This is a genomic window from Micromonospora pallida (assembly GCF_900090325.1).
In the GTDB taxonomy this organism is placed as follows: Bacteria; Actinomycetota; Actinomycetes; order Mycobacteriales; family Micromonosporaceae; genus Micromonospora; species Micromonospora pallida.
Genome location: NZ_FMHW01000002.1, coordinates 1,546,358 through 1,562,069, shown reverse-complemented (window position 1 = coordinate 1,562,069; position 15,712 = coordinate 1,546,358). Strand labels below are relative to the sequence as shown.

Sequence of the window (15,712 nt, the reverse complement as noted above, 5' to 3'; positions counted from 1 at the left end):
CTATTCCCCGCCTTTCTGAACATAGCCCCTCACGAATTCCTCGGCGTTTTCCTCGAGGACGGAGTCGATCTCGTCGAGCAGGTCGTCGACGTCCTCGGTGATCTCGGCGTGCCGCTCGGCGACCTCCGGGTTCGCCTCGGTGGTGACGTCCTCGATCTCCTCGCCCTGGCGCGCCTTGCCCGACTGGGACTGACCGCCGCTGTCACGAGTAGCCATGTGGTGCCTCCTCCACGATCGCTTGCCAGAAACTTACCTCGCGGAAGCGACGAAAACCGGTCACGCGACCGGCTTTCGCCCCCGTCCGCCGACTCAGCCGCCGGTCAACGTCTCCAGCAGGTCCTTCGCGCTCTCACAGCGGTCGAACAGCGCGCCGACGTGTCGCCGCGTACCCCGCTCGGGCTCCATCATCGGCACCCGGACGAGCGACTCCCGGCCGATGTCGAAGATCACCGAGTCCCAGCTCGCCGCGACCACCTCAGAGGGGAACTGGGCCAGGCAGCGGCCCCGGAAGTAGGCCCGGGTGTCCTCCGGCGGCTCGGTCATCGCCCGGCGGCTCTCGTCCTCGCTCAGCAGCGTCTTCATCGACCCACGCGACACCAGCCGGTGGTAGAGGCCCTTCTCCGGCCGTACGTCGGAGTACTGGAGGTCGACGAGCTGGAGCTTGTGCGATCCCCAGCCGAGCTTCTCCCGCTCCCGGTAGCCCTCCAGCAGCCGCAGCTTGGCCACCCAGTCCAGCTCGTCGGCGCAGAGCATGACGTCCCGGCCGAGCCGGTCCAGCACGCTCTCCCACCGCTCCAGCACGTCCAGGGTCTGCGCGTCGGCGTCGGCACCGTACCGGTCGTCCACGAAGGACCGGACCCGCTCGTAGTACGCCCACTGCACGTCCAGGGCGGTCAGCCGGCGGCCGTCGCGCAGCCGCATCCGGTGGGTCAGCGACGGATCGTGGCTGACCGTCCGCAGCTCGCTGACCGGGTCGGCGATGCCCAGGTCCGGACCGAGTGCCTTCTCCTCGATCATGGTCAGGATCAGGGCGGTGGTGCCGACCTTCAGGTACGTGGAGATCTCCGACAGGTTGGCGTCGCCGATGATGACGTGCAGCCGGCGGTACTTGTCGGCGTCCGCGTGCGGCTCGTCCCGGGTGTTGATGATGGGCCGCTTGAGGGTGGTCTCCAGGCCCACCTCGACCTCGAAGAAGTCGGCCCGCTGGGAAATCTGGAAGCCGCTCTGCCCGCCGTCCTGGCCGATGCCGACCCGGCCGGCACCGCAGACGATCTGCCGGGTGACGAAGAACGGCGTCAGGTACGCCACGATGTCGGCGAAGGGCGTCTGCCGGCGCATCAGGTAGTTCTCGTGCGCGCCGTAGCTGGCGCCCTTGTTGTCGGTGTTGTTCTTGTACAGGTGGATCGGGTGGGTGCCGGGGATGGTGGCCGCCCGCCGGGCCGCCTCCGCCATCACTCGCTCCCCCGCCTTGTCCCAGCGCACCACGTCACGCGGGTTGGTCACCTCGGGGGTGGAGTACTCCGGGTGGGCGTGGTCGACGTAGAGCCGCGCGCCGTTGGTGAGGATGACATTGGCCAGGCCCAGGTCCTCGTCGGCCAGTGCCTCGGCGGGGTCGTAGGCGGCGCCGGAGTAGGTGAAGCCGCGGGCGTCGCGCAGCGGTGATTCCTCTTCGTAGTCCCAGCGCGCCCGGCCGCCCCGGTTGAGTTCGGGACGTGCGCCGTAGGCGTTGACCACCTGCGACGAGGTGACCATCGGGTTGGCTCCGGCCTGGCCAGGCACGGAGATGCCGTACTCGACCTCGGTTCCCATGATCCGTCGTACGCTCATCGACCTGCCCGCTCCGCTCGCCAACGTGCTCCGGTGTCACGTTGAGCGTAGTCCGCGTCACGCGGGAAGTGGGCGCGGCGGACCGCCCGGGTACGGCGAAAAGGATCTTTTTCGAGCGTCCGCCCGGGACGCGCGGGAGCCCGCGGCGTGTCGCGCCACGGGCTCCCGACCGTCGATGGGTTACAGGTACTGGCCGGTGTTGCTGGCGGTCTCGATGGACCGACCGGACTCAGTGCCCTTGCCGCCGGAGACGAGCGTTCGGATGTAGACGATCCGCTCGCCCTTCTTGCCGGAGATCCGGGCCCAGTCGTCCGGGTTGGTGGTGTTGGGCAGATCCTCGTTCTCCCGGAACTCGTCGACGCAGGCGTCGAGGAGGTGCTGGAGCCGCAGCCCCTTGCGCCCGGAGGTGAGGAACGCCTTGATGGCCATCTTCTTGCCCCGGTCGACGATGTTCTGGATCATCGCGCCGGAGTTGAAGTCCTTGAAGTAGAGGACTTCCTTGTCGCCGTTGGCGTAGGTGACCTCGAGGAAGCGGTTCTCCTCGGTCTCCGAGTACATCCGCAGCACGACCGCGTCGATCATGGCCGCGACGGTGGCCTGGGGGTCACTGCCGTGCTCGGCCAGGTCGTCCGGGTGCAGCGGCAGCCCGGAGAGGATGTACTTGGAGAAGATGTCCTTGGCCGCCTCGGCGTCCGGACGCTCGATCTTGATCTTCACGTCGAGCCGGCCGGGCCGCAGGATGGCCGGGTCGATCATGTCCTCGCGGTTGGAGGCGCCGATCACGATGACGTTCTCCAGCCCCTCCACGCCGTCGATCTCGCTGAGGAGCTGCGGGACGATGGTGTTCTCCACGTCCGAGGAGACGCCGGAGCCCCGGGTCCGGAAGATCGAGTCCATCTCGTCGAAGAACACGATGACCGGGGTGCCCTCGCTGGCCTTCTCCCGCGCCCGCTGGAAGATCAGCCGGATGTGCCGCTCGGTCTCACCGACGTACTTGTTGAGCAGCTCGGGGCCCTTGATGTTGAGGAAGAAGCTGGTGTGCTTCTCCTTGCCCTCCCGCTCGGCGATCTTCTTCGCCAGCGAGTTGGCCACCGCCTTGGCGATCAGCGTCTTGCCGCAGCCCGGCGGGCCGTAGAGCAGGATGCCCTTCGGCGGCCGGAGCTGGTGCTCACGGAACAGGTCGGCGTGCAGGAAGGGCAGCTCCACCGCGTCGCGGATCTGCTCGATCTGCGCCTGGAGGCCACCGATGTCGGTGTAGCCGACGTCGGGCACCTCCTCGAGGACGAGCTCCTCGACCTCACTCTTCGGGATGCGCTCGTACGCGTACGCCGAACGCGGCTCGATCATGAGTGAGTCGCCGGCCCGGATCGGCGAGCCGATCAGGGTCTCGGCGAGGTGCACGATCCGCTCCTCGTCGGAGTGGGAGACCACCAGCGCCCGGTCGCCCGGCTCGCCGGCGGGACCCGCCAGCACCTCCTTGAGCATCACGACCTCACCGACCCGCTCGTAGCCGAACGCGTCGACGATGTTCAACGCGTCGTTGAGCAGGACCTCCTGGCCGCGACGGAGTTCGCTCGCGTCCAGTGAGGGTGAGACGGCCACCCGGAGCTTGCGACCGCCGGTGAAGATGTCCACCGTGCCGTCGTCGTGCCGGGCGAGGAAGACACCGTAACCGCTGGGCGGCTGCGCCAGCCGGTCGATCTCCTCCTTGAGCGTCACGATCTGCGCGCGAGCCTCCTTGAGGGTGCTCACGAGCCGTTCGTTGTTCTCGGTCAGCCGCGCCAACTGTGCCTGGGTGGCCGCCAGGCGCTCTTCGAGCTGCCGGACGTGTCGGGGGCTCTCGGTCAACTTGCGCCGCACCAGAGCGAGTTCCTCTTGGAGAAACGCGACCTGCGTGGAGAGATCGTGGGCCTCCTTCTCCCACCGTGCGGCGCGCGAATCCGCGTCGTCGCTGCGTGCCACGTCCCACCTCCCCGGGGGGCTTGAACGTTCTGCCCTAACACTAACCGCTATGAGCCCGATTCGGTCCCACGCAACGCGCTGAACCTTGATCTCTGGGACGCGGACGAGACGGGTCCGGGGGTTCGGGTACCGTCGGGGGCGGAAACAGAAGCATGGGGGTGCAGCGATGCCGGAGGTCGCGACCGACCAGTTGCAGGTCTGGGTGGACCAGGACCTGTGCACGGGCGACGGGCTCTGCGTGCAGTACGCGCCGGAGGTCTTCGAGTTCGACGTCGACGGCCTGGCGTACGTCAAGGGCACCGACGGCGAGCTGCGGATGACCCCGGGCGCCCGGGTGGACGTCCCGGCCCACCTGCGCCTCGAGGTGATCGACTCGGCGAAGGAATGCCCCGGCGAGTGCATCCACGTCGTCCGGGACGACGGGGTCGAGGTCGCCGGCCCGGACGCCGACTGAGCCCGCCCGGCGACTGGCCCCGGACCCCGACCGAGCTGACCCCGGACCCCGATAGAGCCCGGCCGGCGACCGAGCTGACCCCGGACCCCGACGGAGCCCGGCCGGCGACTCGTTTCGGACGCCGGCCCCGCCCCGAAGGCTGGGGCTGACCCCGGACGCCCGCCACGCCCGGCCCACCCGCCGCCGCCCGCGCCCGGCCCACCGCCGCAGCGCGGACGACCGGCCCGGTCAGAGGACCGGACGACCGACCACCGAGGCGACAAGCCGGGCGAACTCCTCCAGCCGGGCGATCTGCCCCGCGCCGCCGTCGTCGAGCGTCTTACCGAAGCGCAACGCGTCGTGCCGGGGCGCCCCCGCCACCTCGTCACCGGGCGGCGCCTCGTCCATCGAGGTCAGCAGCAGGTAGACGTCGATGCTGTCGACCCGGATCTCGCCGCTGTCGGCGCGGGTGAGGCGGCGACGGCAGCCGACCTCGGTGACGGTGGAGACCGGCACCACCCGCAGGGAGGAGGTCATCGAACCGGGTGGGCCCTCCCCCGGCGGCACGTCCTCGCCGTGCCAGAGGATCAGTCGACTGCCGTCGCAGACGACCACCTCCTGCCACACGCCGTTGACCTCGTTGACGAAGCGTTCCAGGGTGAAGCCCAGCACGGACGCGCCGCGCAGCACCCCGCCGAGCGCCTCCAATGCCACGTCGGGGTCCCGCAGGTAGGCCCGGGCCGCCGATTCGAGATCCTGGTACGGCGACCAGTCCGGGAAGACCGCAGGCAGGTCACCGCCGCCGATGCCCGGCCGGCTCATGCCACCGCCTCCCTCCGCTCGACGTTGCCGTCGTGACCGTCACGGGGCGTCCGTCTCCTCCGGCGCGACTCCGTCCGGCTCGGCTGTCCGGGTCGCCGCCAGCCGGGCCGCCTCGGCGTCCCGCAGCAACTGCCGGCGCTGCGCGTACGCCTCGGTGCCCTTGCTGGGCTTGCGCCGCCGGGGCGGCGCGGTGACGCCGGGGGCGAGCTTACGCGCGGACACCAGGAAGGCGGTGTGCGCGATCATCCGGTGGTCGGGGCGGACCGCCAGGCCCTCGGCGTGCCAGTCCCGCACCAGCGACTCCCAGGCCCGCGGCTCGGTCCAGCCACCCCGCTCGCGCAGCGCCTCCACCAGTTCGGAGAGCTGCGGCGTGGTGGCCACGTACCCGATCAGGACCCCACCGGGGACGAGGGCCCGCTCGACCATGTCGAGCATCTCCCACGGGGCGAGCATGTCCAGGATGATCCGGTCGAACCCGGTCTCCGGGCAGTCGGCGACGTCGCCGACGTTCAGCCGCCACGCCGGGTGCGGGCCGTTGAAGAACGCCTCGACGTTGCGGCGGGCGATCTGGGCGAAGTCGTCGCGCACCTCGTAGGAGTGCAGCTCGCCCCCGGTGCCCACCGCGCGCAGCAGCGAGCAGCTCAACGCACCGGAGCCGGCGCCGGCCTCGAGGACCTTCGCGCCGGGGAAGATGTCGCCCATCGCGACGATCTGCGCCGAGTCCTTCGGGTAGATGACCTGCGCGCCGCGCGGCATGGAGAGCACGTAGTCCGACAGCAGCGGCCGCAGGGCCAGGAAGGCGGTGCCGCCGCCGGAGGTGGTCACCACGCTGCCGTCGGGCTGACCGATCAGCGCGTCGTGTTCGAGGATGCCACGGTGGGTGTGAAAGGCCTTGCCCGGTTCCAGGGTGACCGTGTGCATGCGCCCCTTCGGGTCGGTGAGCTGGACCCGGTCACCGGGGCGGAACGGCCCGCGGTGCACGGGAGGCAGCGCCGCCGGTTCGGCGGGCACCGGGATGCCGTTCTCGGCCGGCGGGGCGGTGGGGTGTGCGGTCACGTGTTCATCTTCCGTTTGGGTTCCAGGAGCTGCGCCAGATCCGCGATGTGCAGAACGCCGACGACATCTTCGCCTGACGTCACGACGTACTGTGCGCCCGGGTGGGTCTGCACGGCCTCCACCACGCGTTCCCCGTCCAGCCCGACCGGGAGGGCGGGCACCCCGGCCAGCGACCGGGCCACCTCGTCGACGGCCAGCCAGGGCCGCCGCTCGGGTGGCACCGCCGCGACGCGGGCCGGGTCGACCAGGGCGACCGGGCGACCGGCGGCGTCGGTGACGGCGAGCGCGGCGTCCGGGGGCCCGTTCTCGGCCCGGCGGCGCTGCGCCTCGGCCAGTGGGGTGCCGCTGGGCACCCCGAGTACCGGGCGGGCCAGCCGGGACAGGTCGACCAGCGGGAACCGTCGGCTCATCCGGGCGAGCCGGATCGACTGACCGGCGCCCCGCCAGAGCGTCACGGCGACCAGTAGCACCAGGGGCAGCGCCAGCGGCGCCAGCACGTCCCGCACGGTCAGCAGGGTGACCAGGACCGCCGTGCCCAGGGCGACCGCCCGCCCGACCCAGCCGGCTATCTCGGTGGCGAGGTGCCGGTCGCGGGTGGCCGACCAGATCGCCGCCCGCAGCGCCCGCCCGCCGTCCAGCGGCAGGCCGGGCAGGATGTTGAAGATCGCCACGACGACGTTGCTCACCGCGAGCTGGAAGGCGAGCTGGTGGAACAGGGTGCGGTCGGGCAGGGCGAGGGTGGCTGCCACGGCGGCTACGCCGAGCACCGCCGAGACCGCCGGTCCGGCGAGGGAGATCAGCAGGTCCACCCGGGGTGTCGGGGCGTCCCGGTCCATCTCGGTGTACCCGCCGAGCAGTTCGAGGGTGATCCCGCGCACGCCGATGCCGTACCGGCGGGCGGTCAGGGCGTGCCCGAGTTCGTGCAGCAGCACTGAGCCGAGCAGCGAGACCACGAAGCCGAGGCCGATGAGGTAGCCGCCGAGTGGGGAAAGGCCGAGCCGCTGGCGGGCGAACACCGCGTACAGGACGGTGACCAGCAGGGCGAGCAGGACCATCGAGGTGTTCAGGTGCAGCGGCACCCCGAACACCCGGCCCACGGCCAGGCCGGAACGTCGGTCGGGCCGGGCACGTGGTCGGGGCTTCTCCTCCATCGGTTCGATGCTACGGACCCGTGCCGGGCGCACGTCCGGGCCGGTCCGGCACGGGTGGCGCGCGGCTGACCGGGGAGCGGCGCGGACGGCAGCGGCGGGGACGTGGGCTGGCGTGGGCGGCAACGGCGGGGGCGTGGGCGGACCGGGAGCGGCGGAGATGCCGGTGTCACACCGGTGCCCTAACCTTCGTGGGCATGACGGCGGAACCGGTGACCACACGGCAGCAGACGGCTACGGCACAGGTGCCGCCGACGGTACGGGCGTCGCTGTCCCCGTCCCGGGCTGCCGACTTCAAGACCTGCCCGCTGCTCTACCGGTTCCGCAGCATCGACCGGCTGCCGGAGCGCCCGTCGGTGGAGCAGGTCCGGGGCACGCTGGTGCACGCCGTGCTGGAGCGGCTGTTCGACCTGCCGGCCGACGGCCGGACCCCGGTCGCCGCCGGTGACCTGGTCGCCCCCCAGTGGGACCGGCTGGTCACCGAGCAGCCGGAGCTGGCGGCGCTGTTCCCCGACGGCGACCCGGCTGCCGTGGCCGAGTTCCTCCGCTCCGCCGCCGCCCTGCTGGACGGGTACTTCACCGTCGAGGACCCGCGCCGGCTGGAGCCGGCCGAGCGGGAGAGTCTGATCTCCGCGGTGGTCGACGACGAGCTGCTGATCCGGGGTTACCTCGACCGGCTCGACGTGGCGCCGGACGGGGCGCTACGGGTGGTCGACTACAAGACCGGCGGCGCGCCGAGGGAGGCGTTCGAGGCCCGCGCGCTGTTCCAGCTCAAGTTCTACGCCCTGGTGCTGTGGCGCACCCGGGGCGTGGTGCCACGGGTGCTGCGCCTGCTCTACCTGCGCGACGCCGAGGTCTGCGACTACACCCCCGACGCCGAGGAGCTGGCCCGGTTCGAGCGTACGGTGGTGGCCCTGTGGCGGGCGATCGAACAGGCCACCGAGCGCCGGGACTTCCGACCCCGGCCCAGCCGGCTCTGCGACTGGTGCAGCCACCAGGCGCTCTGCCCGACCTTCGGCGGGACGCCACCGCCGTTCCCGGAGGCGGCGGCGAGCGCCGATCCGCTGCGGGACGCCCGTTCCCGGCCGGCTCCGCCGCCGGGCGCGGACGAGTGAGGGGACGAGTCGCTCTCCTCCGTGAGGATGAGGCGGGGTTCACCGTCGGCGACGATCATCGCGTCCCGGTGGCGGCTAGCGTCGTGGTGTGACCGAGTTCCCCCACTGGCTACGACAGCGTCCGCTCACCGCGGACGTGCTGTCCGTCGGCGGCCTGGTGTTGCTGGAGGTCGTGTTCACCCTGCTCGCGCCCCGGGACCTCTGGCCCCGGCAGTTGCCGGTGGCGATCGGCTGGAGCCTGGTCTGCGCCGCGCCGGTGGCGATCCGCCGGGTGGCGCCGTGGCTGGCGGTGGGCGCCACGGTGCTGACCCTGGCCCTGCCGGCCCTGCTCGGGTACACCCCGGCCGCGCAGAGCATCACGTTCGTGGTGTTGACGTACACGATGGCGGCGAACCGACCGACCCGGCCGGCGATCCTGGCGGCGGTGCTGCTCTGGTTGCCGGTCGCGCTGGTCAACGTGTTCGCGCCGCCGACGGGCGTGTTCGAGCTGACCCCCGCTCTCCTGGTGCTGAACAACCTGCTGATCGGCCTGGTGTCGTTCTCGGTGGGTCGGGCGGTGCACGCCCGCCGGACCTCCACCGAGGCGCTGCGGGAGCGGGCCCGGGTGGCGGAGGCGAACCAACGTTCCCTGGCCGAGCAGGCGGTCGCCGACGAGCGGCGGCGGATCGCCCGGGAACTGCACGACGTGGTGGCCCACCACGTCAGCGTGATGGGGGTGCTGGCCACCGGTGCCCGCCGGGTGCTGCGTCGGGATCCGGACGCCGCCGACGAGGCGATCGCCACGATCGAGGACACCAGCCGGTCCACGCTGCGGGAGATGCGCCGGCTGCTGGACGTGCTGCGGACCGACGAGCCGGCCGCCGAGCTGGCCCCGCAGCCCGGTCTGGCCGGCATCGAGACGCTGGTCGAGCAGGTCCGCGAGGCGGGTCTGCCGGTGACGCTGACGGTGGAGGGCAGCCCCGGCCCGCTGGAGGAGGGGGTGACCCTGACCGTCTACCGGATCGTGCAGGAGGCGCTCACCAACGCGCTGAAGCACGCCGGGCCGGCCACCGCGCAGGTCACCCTGACCTTCAGCGCGGTGTGGCTGGTCGTGGACGTCACCGACACCGGCCGGGGTCCGGGCGCCGACTCGCCCGACCGGATCGGGCACGGCCTGGTCGGCATGCGCGAACGGGTCGGCCTCTACGGTGGGAGCCTGCGCACCGGTCGGCTTCCCGGCGGCGGTTTCCGGGTCTACGCCACGTTACCGATGGAACAGCTCGCCCCGGACCCGGGAGCGGGCGCCCGGCACGGCAGGAGAGTGGATTGACCGAGAGTACGACGCGACCGGTGCGGGTGCTGCTCGCCGACGACCAGCCGCTGTTGCGTACCGGCTTCCGGATGGTGCTGGGGGCCGAGGACGACCTGGACATCGTCGCCGAGGCCGGCGACGGTGTCGAGGCGGTGGACCTGGCCCGCCGGCTGCTGCCCGACGTGGTGCTGATGGACATCCGGATGCCCCGGATGGACGGGGTCGCGGCGACCCGCGCGATCGTCGAGGCGCGCCTGCCGGTGCGGGTGCTGATCCTGACCACCTTCGACCTCGACGAGTACGTGGTGGGGGCGTTGCGGGCCGGGGCCAGCGGATTCCTCGCCAAGGACGTGCCGGCCGAGGACCTGGTCACCGCGATCCGGACGGTCGCGGCGGGCGAGGCGGTGGTGGCGCCCCGGATCCTGAAGCGGCTGCTGGACCGTTTCGCCGACCTGCTGCCCGACCCGTCGGCCACGCCGCCGAAGGCGCTGGGGTCGCTGACCGACCGGGAACGGGAGGTGCTGGTGCAGGTCGCCCGGGGCCTGTCCAACGCCGAGATCGCCCGGGCGTTGTCGGTCAGCGAGACGACGATCAAGACGCACGTCGGGCACGTCCTGACCAAGCTCGGCCTGCGCGACCGGGTGCAGGCGGTGGTGCTGGCGTACGAGTCGGGTCTGGTCCGCCCCCGGGGCTGACCCACGCCGACCTGCTCCGGCGAGTTGACTCGCGCCGACCGCTCCCGGCGCTGACCCACGCCGACCGCCCCTGGGCTGACTCGCGCCGACCTGCCTCGGTGGGTTGACGGGGCCACGTAGCGTGACGCACGGGAACGAGTGACCCGCTGTGTCGTTTGACCCTGACGTGGCGTCAGCACCGAAAATCGGCCCTGTCGATGCCCGGCCCGACGTCGCTCAGGGGTGACCCCGAGTAGGGATCGGGGCCCACCCCGCAGCGGGAAATCCGTTCCCGGTCCGCCTCCGGGGGGACGGTTCGGCCCGGCCGGGCGCCGACGATGAGAAACAAGCCGCACCGACCAGCGGGGGCGGTGCGGTGGCAGAAGCTACTCGAGGGGGAACGGTGACCGTAACGGTGGACCGCCACGCGCAGGTCGCAGCCCGCGCCAGTGAGGTGTGGAAGGTGTACGGCAGCGGCGAGGCCCAGGTTCTCGCGCTGCGCGGGGTGAGCGTGGAGTTCGAACGCGGACGCTTCACCGCGATCATGGGCCCGTCCGGGTCGGGCAAGTCGACGTTGATGCACTGCCTGGCCGGGTTGGACACGGTCACCCGGGGCACCGTATCGATCGGCGACACCACGGTGACCGGGCTGAAGGACGCCGGGCTGACGAAACTCCGCCGCGACCAGGTCGGTTTCATCTTCCAGCAGTTCAACCTGCTGCCGACGCTGACCGCCAAGGAGAACATCCTGCTGCCGCTGTCGATCGCCGGCCGCAAACCCGACCCGGCCTGGTACGACACGGTGATCGACACGGTCGGCCTGCGGGACCGGCTGGACCACCGGCCCAGCCAGCTCTCCGGCGGTCAGCAGCAGCGGGTCGCCTGTGCCCGTGCCCTGGTCTCCCGCCCCGACGTGATCTTCGCCGACGAGCCGACCGGCAACCTGGACTCCCGCTCCGGCGCGGAGGTGCTCCGCTTCCTGCGCGACTCGGTCCGCGAGCACGGGCAGACCATCGTGATGGTCACCCATGACCCGACCGCCGCCGCGTACGCCGACCGGGTGGTGTTCCTCGCCGACGGACAGATCGTCTCCGAACTGATCGAGCCGACCGCCGACACGGTGCTGGACACCATGAAGAAGCTGGACGTCCCGGCCGTCGAGGTGACCAACTGATGATCCGGGCGACGCTGAAGAGCCTGCTGGCCCGGAAGGTCCGGCTGCTCCTGTCCGGTCTGGCGGTGGTGCTGGGCGTCATGTTCGTCTCCGGGGCGTTCGTGCTCACCGACACCCTCGGCCGCTCCTTCGACTCGATCTTCGCCGACGTCTACGAGGGCGTCGACGTCGACGTCACCGCCAAGCCGAAGGTCGCGGTCGACCCGACCCAGCCCCAGCAGGTCGTGACGCCGTTCCCGGCCGCCACCCTGGACCGGGTCGACACGCTGCCCGGGGTGGCCGGGGCCACCGGCATGGTCAGCGCGCCGGGCCCCCAGTTGATCGGCCACAACGGCAAGGTGGTCCCCAGCCTGGGACCGCCGCAGATGGGTGGCAACTGGCTCGGCGAGAGCGACCTGGTGCGACTGCGCGAGGGACACGAACCCCGGACCGACGACGAGATCGTGGTCAACGTGGCCCTCGCCGAGGCGGCGAAGGTGTCCGTCGGGGACCGGGTCGGGGTGGTGTCCACCTTCGCACCGAAGCGCGAGTTCACCCTGGTCGGGATCTTCGGCTACAGCGGCGACCGGGACAGCATCGGCGGCGCGCAGGAGGTCGTGTTCACCACGCCGGTGGCGCAGCGGCTGGTGCTCGGCCAGCCCGACACGTACAGCAGCATCGCCCTGCGCGCCGAGGACGGCGTACGCCCGGAGACGCTGCGGGACGACGTCGCGGGGGTCCTCGGCGCCGAGTACGACGTGAAGACCGGCGCGCAGGCCTCGGAGGCGGCCGCGGCCGGGCTCAAGGAGGGGCTGTCGTTCTTCAACCAGATCCTGCTCGGCTTCGCCGCGGTGGCGCTGCTGGTCGGCACCTTCCTCATCCTCAACACGTTCTCGATCATCGTGGCGCAGCGCACCCGGGAACTGGCCCTGATGCGGGCGATCGGGGCGAGCGGCCGGCAGGTCATCGGCTCGGTGGTTCTCGAGGCGATCGCGGTGGGGCTGCTCGCCTCGGTGCTCGGCCTCGCCGCCGGCATCGGCATCGGCGCGCTGCTGGCGTACGTGTTCGGGCAGGTCGCCGGCGGGCTCGCCCTGGCCGGGTTGGCCGTGCCCCCGGCGGCGGTGATCAGCTCCTTCGCGGTGGGCATGCTGATCACGCTGGTGGCGGCGCTGTTGCCGGCGCTGCGGGCGGCCCGGATCCCGCCGATCGCGGCGATGCAGGACGTGGCCACGCCGGACCGGCCGCTGACCAAGGTCACCGTCGCCGGCGTGGTCGTCACCGGTGTCGGCGCCGTCCTGCTGGCGCTGGGCCTGACCGGCAACGCCGGCGGGAACACCCTGGCGACCATCCTCGGCGGGGTGCTGTTCGCGTTCGTCGGGGTGGCCCTGCTCACCCCGTTGATCAGCCGACCGGTGGTGTCCCTGCTCGGTGCCCTCTTCGCCTGGTCGGTGCCGGGCAAGCTGGGCCGGCTCAACTCCGGGCGCAACCCGCGCCGCACCGCCATCACCGCCGCCGCGCTGATGGTCGGTATCGCCCTGGTCACCGGCGTGACCGTGGTGCTGGACTCGGCGAAGTCGAGCATCGCCGACCGCGCGGCGGACACCATCGACGCCGAGCTGACCATCTCCGGGTCGCAGAGCGGCCCCCGGCAGCCGACCTTCGACCCGGCGGTGGTGGACCGGGCCGCCGCGCTGCCCGGGGTGAGCGCCGCCGTCGGGCTGTTCAACGACTTCGCCGAGGTCGAGGGGGAACGGCGGTACGTCAACGCCGCTACCGACCTGGCTGCTGCCGGCCGGATCTACCAGGCGACGGCCACCTCCGGGACCCTCGCCACGCTCCGGCCGGACCAGATCGCGCTCAGCGAGCCGGTGGCGAAGAACCGTGGCAAGGCAGTCGGCGACACCCTCACCGTCCAGTTCGCCCGGGGTGCCCGGCACACCTACACGGTCGTCGCGATCGTGCCCGAGGACCGGCTGCCCGGCTCGTACCTGCTGCCCCGCGAGAGCGCCGCGGACTTCACCGTCCCCCAGCCGTACCTGGCGCTGGTGCAGCTCGCCGACGGCACCAGCATCGAGCAGGTGCAGCCCCGCCTGGAGGAGTTGGTTGCCGACAGCCCGGAGGTGTCGGTCGCCGACCGGGCCGCCTTCGTCGAGCAGCAGACCGGCGTGTTCGACCAACTGCTCACGATGATCCAGATCCTGCTCGCGCTGGCGATCGTGATCGCCGTACTCGGGATCATCAACACGCTGGCCCTGTCGGTGCTGGAGCGTACCCGCGAGCTGGGCCTGCTGCGGGCGATCGGACTGCGGCGGTCGCAGACCATGCGGATGATCACCGTGGAGGCGGTGGTGATCTCGGTCTTCGGCGCGCTGCTCGGCGTGGCGGTTGGCTCCGGGCTCGGCGCGGCCGTGGTCCGGGCCCTCGAGGACGAGGGCATCACCGACCTGGTCCTGCCGTGGTCGCAGATGGGGGTGTTCCTGGGGCTCGCCGCCCTGATCGGGGTGATCGCCGCGGCCGTTCCGGCGGCCCGCGCCGCCCGGATCAACGTCCTCGGTGCCATCGCCCACGACTGATGAGGCAGCTTGGCTGGTTGATGGGCAGGTTGGTTGGTTGGTAGGAGGGGACCCCTGTTACCGCTTTTTGCGGAGCAGGGGTCCCCTGCTACCACCTGACGAGCAGCAGGGGAAGCCAGCTATCCGGCGGGTGGGGCGGCGGGCGGGTGGAGCAGGGCGGCCAGCACGGCCAGGTCCACGGCTGTCAGGCTCTCCCGCAGGTGCACCCCGTCGACCACCTCGACCGGCACCTCCAACGGCACGGCGAGCACCGCCGCCCCGGCGGCCAACGCGCTGGCCACCCCGGTCGGCGAGTCCTCGATCGCCACGCAACGGTCGATCGGCACCCCGAGCAGCCGCGCCGCCGTCAGGTACGGCTCCGGATGCGGTTTCGCCGCCACCACCTCGTCGCCGCAGACCACCACGTCGAAGTTGTCCCGGCCGAGGGTGTCCAACGCGATCTCCACCAGCCGCCGGCCGCTGGAGGTGACCAGGGCGGTCGGCAGGCCGGCCGCCCGTACCGCGCGCAGCAGGTCCGACGCGCCGGGCCGCCACCGCAGCCCGGTGCGGAACAGCCCCACGATCCGGTCATTGATCCACGCCGCGCTGACCTCCGGATCGCGCCACGGCTGCCCCAGGTCGGCGTGCAGCATGGCCATCGAGGCGGCCATGCTGCTGCCCACCATGGCGAGCCTGGTCCGCTCGGAGAGCTTCCCCCCGTACTCGACGGCCAGCTCGTGCAGCGCGATGTCCCAGAGCTTCTCACTGTCGACGAGGGTGCCGTCCATGTCGAAGAGCACGGCGGCGGGATGCGGGCTGCTCAGCGGATCCTCCCAGGGTGCGGCGGTCCCGGCGATCCTCGCAGCCCCGCCCGCCACCGGTGGCACCGGTCCCCGCGAGGGAGACGTGGATCAAACAGTCGCCGGCGGTCAGCTCAGGCCACAGGCGGAGAGGGTCTTCTCGTACCCGGAGAAGAACGCCTCGGTGCGCTGCCGGGCGGTGCCGTGCGAGCCCTCGGCGAACCACGGCTGGCCCGGTTCGTCGCCGACCGCGAGCAGCCCCTCCCGGAACTCCGCAAGATCGCCGTCCTCCAGGGCCAGCACGCCCGCCTGGACCGACCCGCCCAGGTACGCCCCGGCCATGCAGTCGGCCTGCAGCTCCTGCTCGATGGTGAACTCGTGGCGGACCCCGAGCCGGGCCTGGACGCCGTGGGCGTACTCGTGGCCGAGCAGGTAGTACAGGAACGCGTCGCCGATCTGCCGGAACGCCGCCACCGCCCAGGCCACGTCGTACGCGATGAAGTCCCCCGCCGGGCAGTACACCGCGTTGTTGCGGGGCACCGCCTGCCCACCGCAGGCGACCTCACCCTCCCGCTGGTACGGGACGATCCGCCGGACGGGCTGGAACCGCTGCCCGGAACCCCGGAACTGTGCCGACCAGTAGGTCTCCGCCGAGCTGACCGCGTCGCTGATGTCCTGTTTGAACGCCTCGACGCTGGTCGGGGAGTCCGCCCGGGTGGTTCCGTCCTGCGACGTCGTACCGGGGGTGGGCCCTCCCGGGCCGGGGTCGCCGTCGTCGGTGACCGGGCCGACCGCGCAGGCCGCCACCGCGACCAGCGCCACGACCAGGCCGGTGAGCGGGCCCCGGGATCGGCCAGCGGCGGTACGCGTCACGGTGCC

14 protein-coding genes are annotated in these 15,712 nt (G+C 72.0%); 6 read left to right on the top strand and 8 right to left on the bottom strand.

All coding sequences use genetic code 11. The annotated features are described in order from the left end of the window. The 3 genes from GA0074692_RS06865 to arc all read right to left on the bottom strand — a co-directional run bounded on the left by GA0074692_RS06865 (window position 1) and on the right by arc (window position 3,789). Window positions 1-216, bottom strand: a complete 216-nt coding sequence (locus GA0074692_RS06865) for a ubiquitin-like protein Pup (protein WP_036375672.1) — start codon at window positions 214-216, stop codon at window positions 1-3. Between the two features lie 93 nt (window positions 217-309). Beyond that, window positions 310-1,827: a depupylase/deamidase Dop gene (dop, locus tag GA0074692_RS06860; RefSeq protein ID WP_091640521.1), complete on the bottom strand. Its 1,518-nt coding sequence runs from the start codon at window positions 1,825-1,827 to the stop codon at window positions 310-312. A gap of 180 nt (window positions 1,828-2,007) precedes the next feature. After that, complete coding sequence (arc, locus tag GA0074692_RS06855) at window positions 2,008-3,789, bottom strand: proteasome ATPase (protein ID WP_091640520.1); 1,782 nt, start codon at window positions 3,787-3,789, stop codon at window positions 2,008-2,010. 166 nt (window positions 3,790-3,955) lie between these two features. Between arc and GA0074692_RS06850 the strand changes: the two genes are divergently transcribed. Beyond that, window positions 3,956-4,243 (top strand): ferredoxin, encoded by a 288-nt coding sequence (locus GA0074692_RS06850; protein ID WP_091640518.1) that lies wholly within the window; start codon window positions 3,956-3,958, stop codon window positions 4,241-4,243. Window positions 4,244-4,471: 228 nt separating this feature from the next. On the opposite strand, the gene GA0074692_RS06845 is transcribed toward GA0074692_RS06850, so the two are convergent. The 3 genes from GA0074692_RS06845 to GA0074692_RS06835 are packed head-to-tail and all read right to left on the bottom strand — an operon-like array spanning window position 4,472 to window position 7,188. Next, on the bottom strand, window positions 4,472-5,044 hold the full coding sequence (locus GA0074692_RS06845; protein WP_091640517.1) for a hypothetical protein: 573 nt from the start codon (window positions 5,042-5,044) through the stop codon (window positions 4,472-4,474). A gap of 39 nt (window positions 5,045-5,083) precedes the next feature. Next, window positions 5,084-6,100, bottom strand: coding sequence for a tRNA (adenine-N1)-methyltransferase (locus GA0074692_RS06840; RefSeq protein ID WP_176738336.1), 1,017 nt, complete (start codon window positions 6,098-6,100; stop codon window positions 5,084-5,086). After that, complete coding sequence (locus tag GA0074692_RS06835; protein WP_425413377.1) at window positions 6,097-7,188, bottom strand: M50 family metallopeptidase; 1,092 nt, start codon at window positions 7,186-7,188, stop codon at window positions 6,097-6,099. Before GA0074692_RS06835 ends, GA0074692_RS06840 begins: the two co-directional genes overlap by 4 nt. Window positions 7,189-7,445: 257 nt before the next feature. Between GA0074692_RS06835 and GA0074692_RS06830 the strand changes: the two genes are divergently transcribed. The 5 genes from GA0074692_RS06830 (at window position 7,446) to GA0074692_RS06810 (ending at window position 14,054) form a co-directional block, all read left to right on the top strand. Then, window positions 7,446-8,363: a RecB family exonuclease gene (locus tag GA0074692_RS06830; RefSeq protein ID WP_091652812.1), complete on the top strand. Its 918-nt coding sequence runs from the start codon at window positions 7,446-7,448 to the stop codon at window positions 8,361-8,363. Window positions 8,364-8,451: 88 nt separating this feature from the next. Continuing rightward, on the top strand, window positions 8,452-9,672 hold the full coding sequence (locus GA0074692_RS06825; RefSeq protein ID WP_091640516.1) for a sensor histidine kinase: 1,221 nt from the start codon (window positions 8,452-8,454) through the stop codon (window positions 9,670-9,672). Further along, window positions 9,669-10,349 (top strand): response regulator, encoded by a 681-nt coding sequence (locus tag GA0074692_RS06820; RefSeq protein ID WP_091640514.1) that lies wholly within the window; start codon window positions 9,669-9,671, stop codon window positions 10,347-10,349. Before GA0074692_RS06825 ends, GA0074692_RS06820 begins: the two co-directional genes overlap by 4 nt. A 382-nt stretch (window positions 10,350-10,731) precedes the next feature. Further along, the gene (locus tag GA0074692_RS06815) at window positions 10,732-11,502 is read left to right on the top strand and encodes an ABC transporter ATP-binding protein (RefSeq protein WP_091640512.1); all 771 of its coding nucleotides are present in this window, start codon (window positions 10,732-10,734) and stop codon (window positions 11,500-11,502) included. Continuing rightward, a complete protein-coding gene (locus GA0074692_RS06810; RefSeq protein WP_091640511.1) occupies window positions 11,502-14,054 on the top strand; it encodes an ABC transporter permease in 2,553 nt (850 codons plus the stop codon). Before GA0074692_RS06815 ends, GA0074692_RS06810 begins: the two co-directional genes overlap by 1 nt. Window positions 14,055-14,173: 119 nt before the next feature. Here GA0074692_RS06810 and GA0074692_RS06805 read toward each other — a convergent pair whose 3' ends face one another. Beyond that, complete coding sequence (locus GA0074692_RS06805) at window positions 14,174-14,833, bottom strand: HAD family hydrolase (protein WP_091640509.1); 660 nt, start codon at window positions 14,831-14,833, stop codon at window positions 14,174-14,176. A 129-nt stretch (window positions 14,834-14,962) separates the two neighbouring features. Continuing rightward, window positions 14,963-15,706, bottom strand: coding sequence for a neutral zinc metallopeptidase (locus GA0074692_RS06800; RefSeq protein WP_091652809.1), 744 nt, complete (start codon window positions 15,704-15,706; stop codon window positions 14,963-14,965). Window positions 15,707-15,712: the final 6 nt, after the last annotated feature.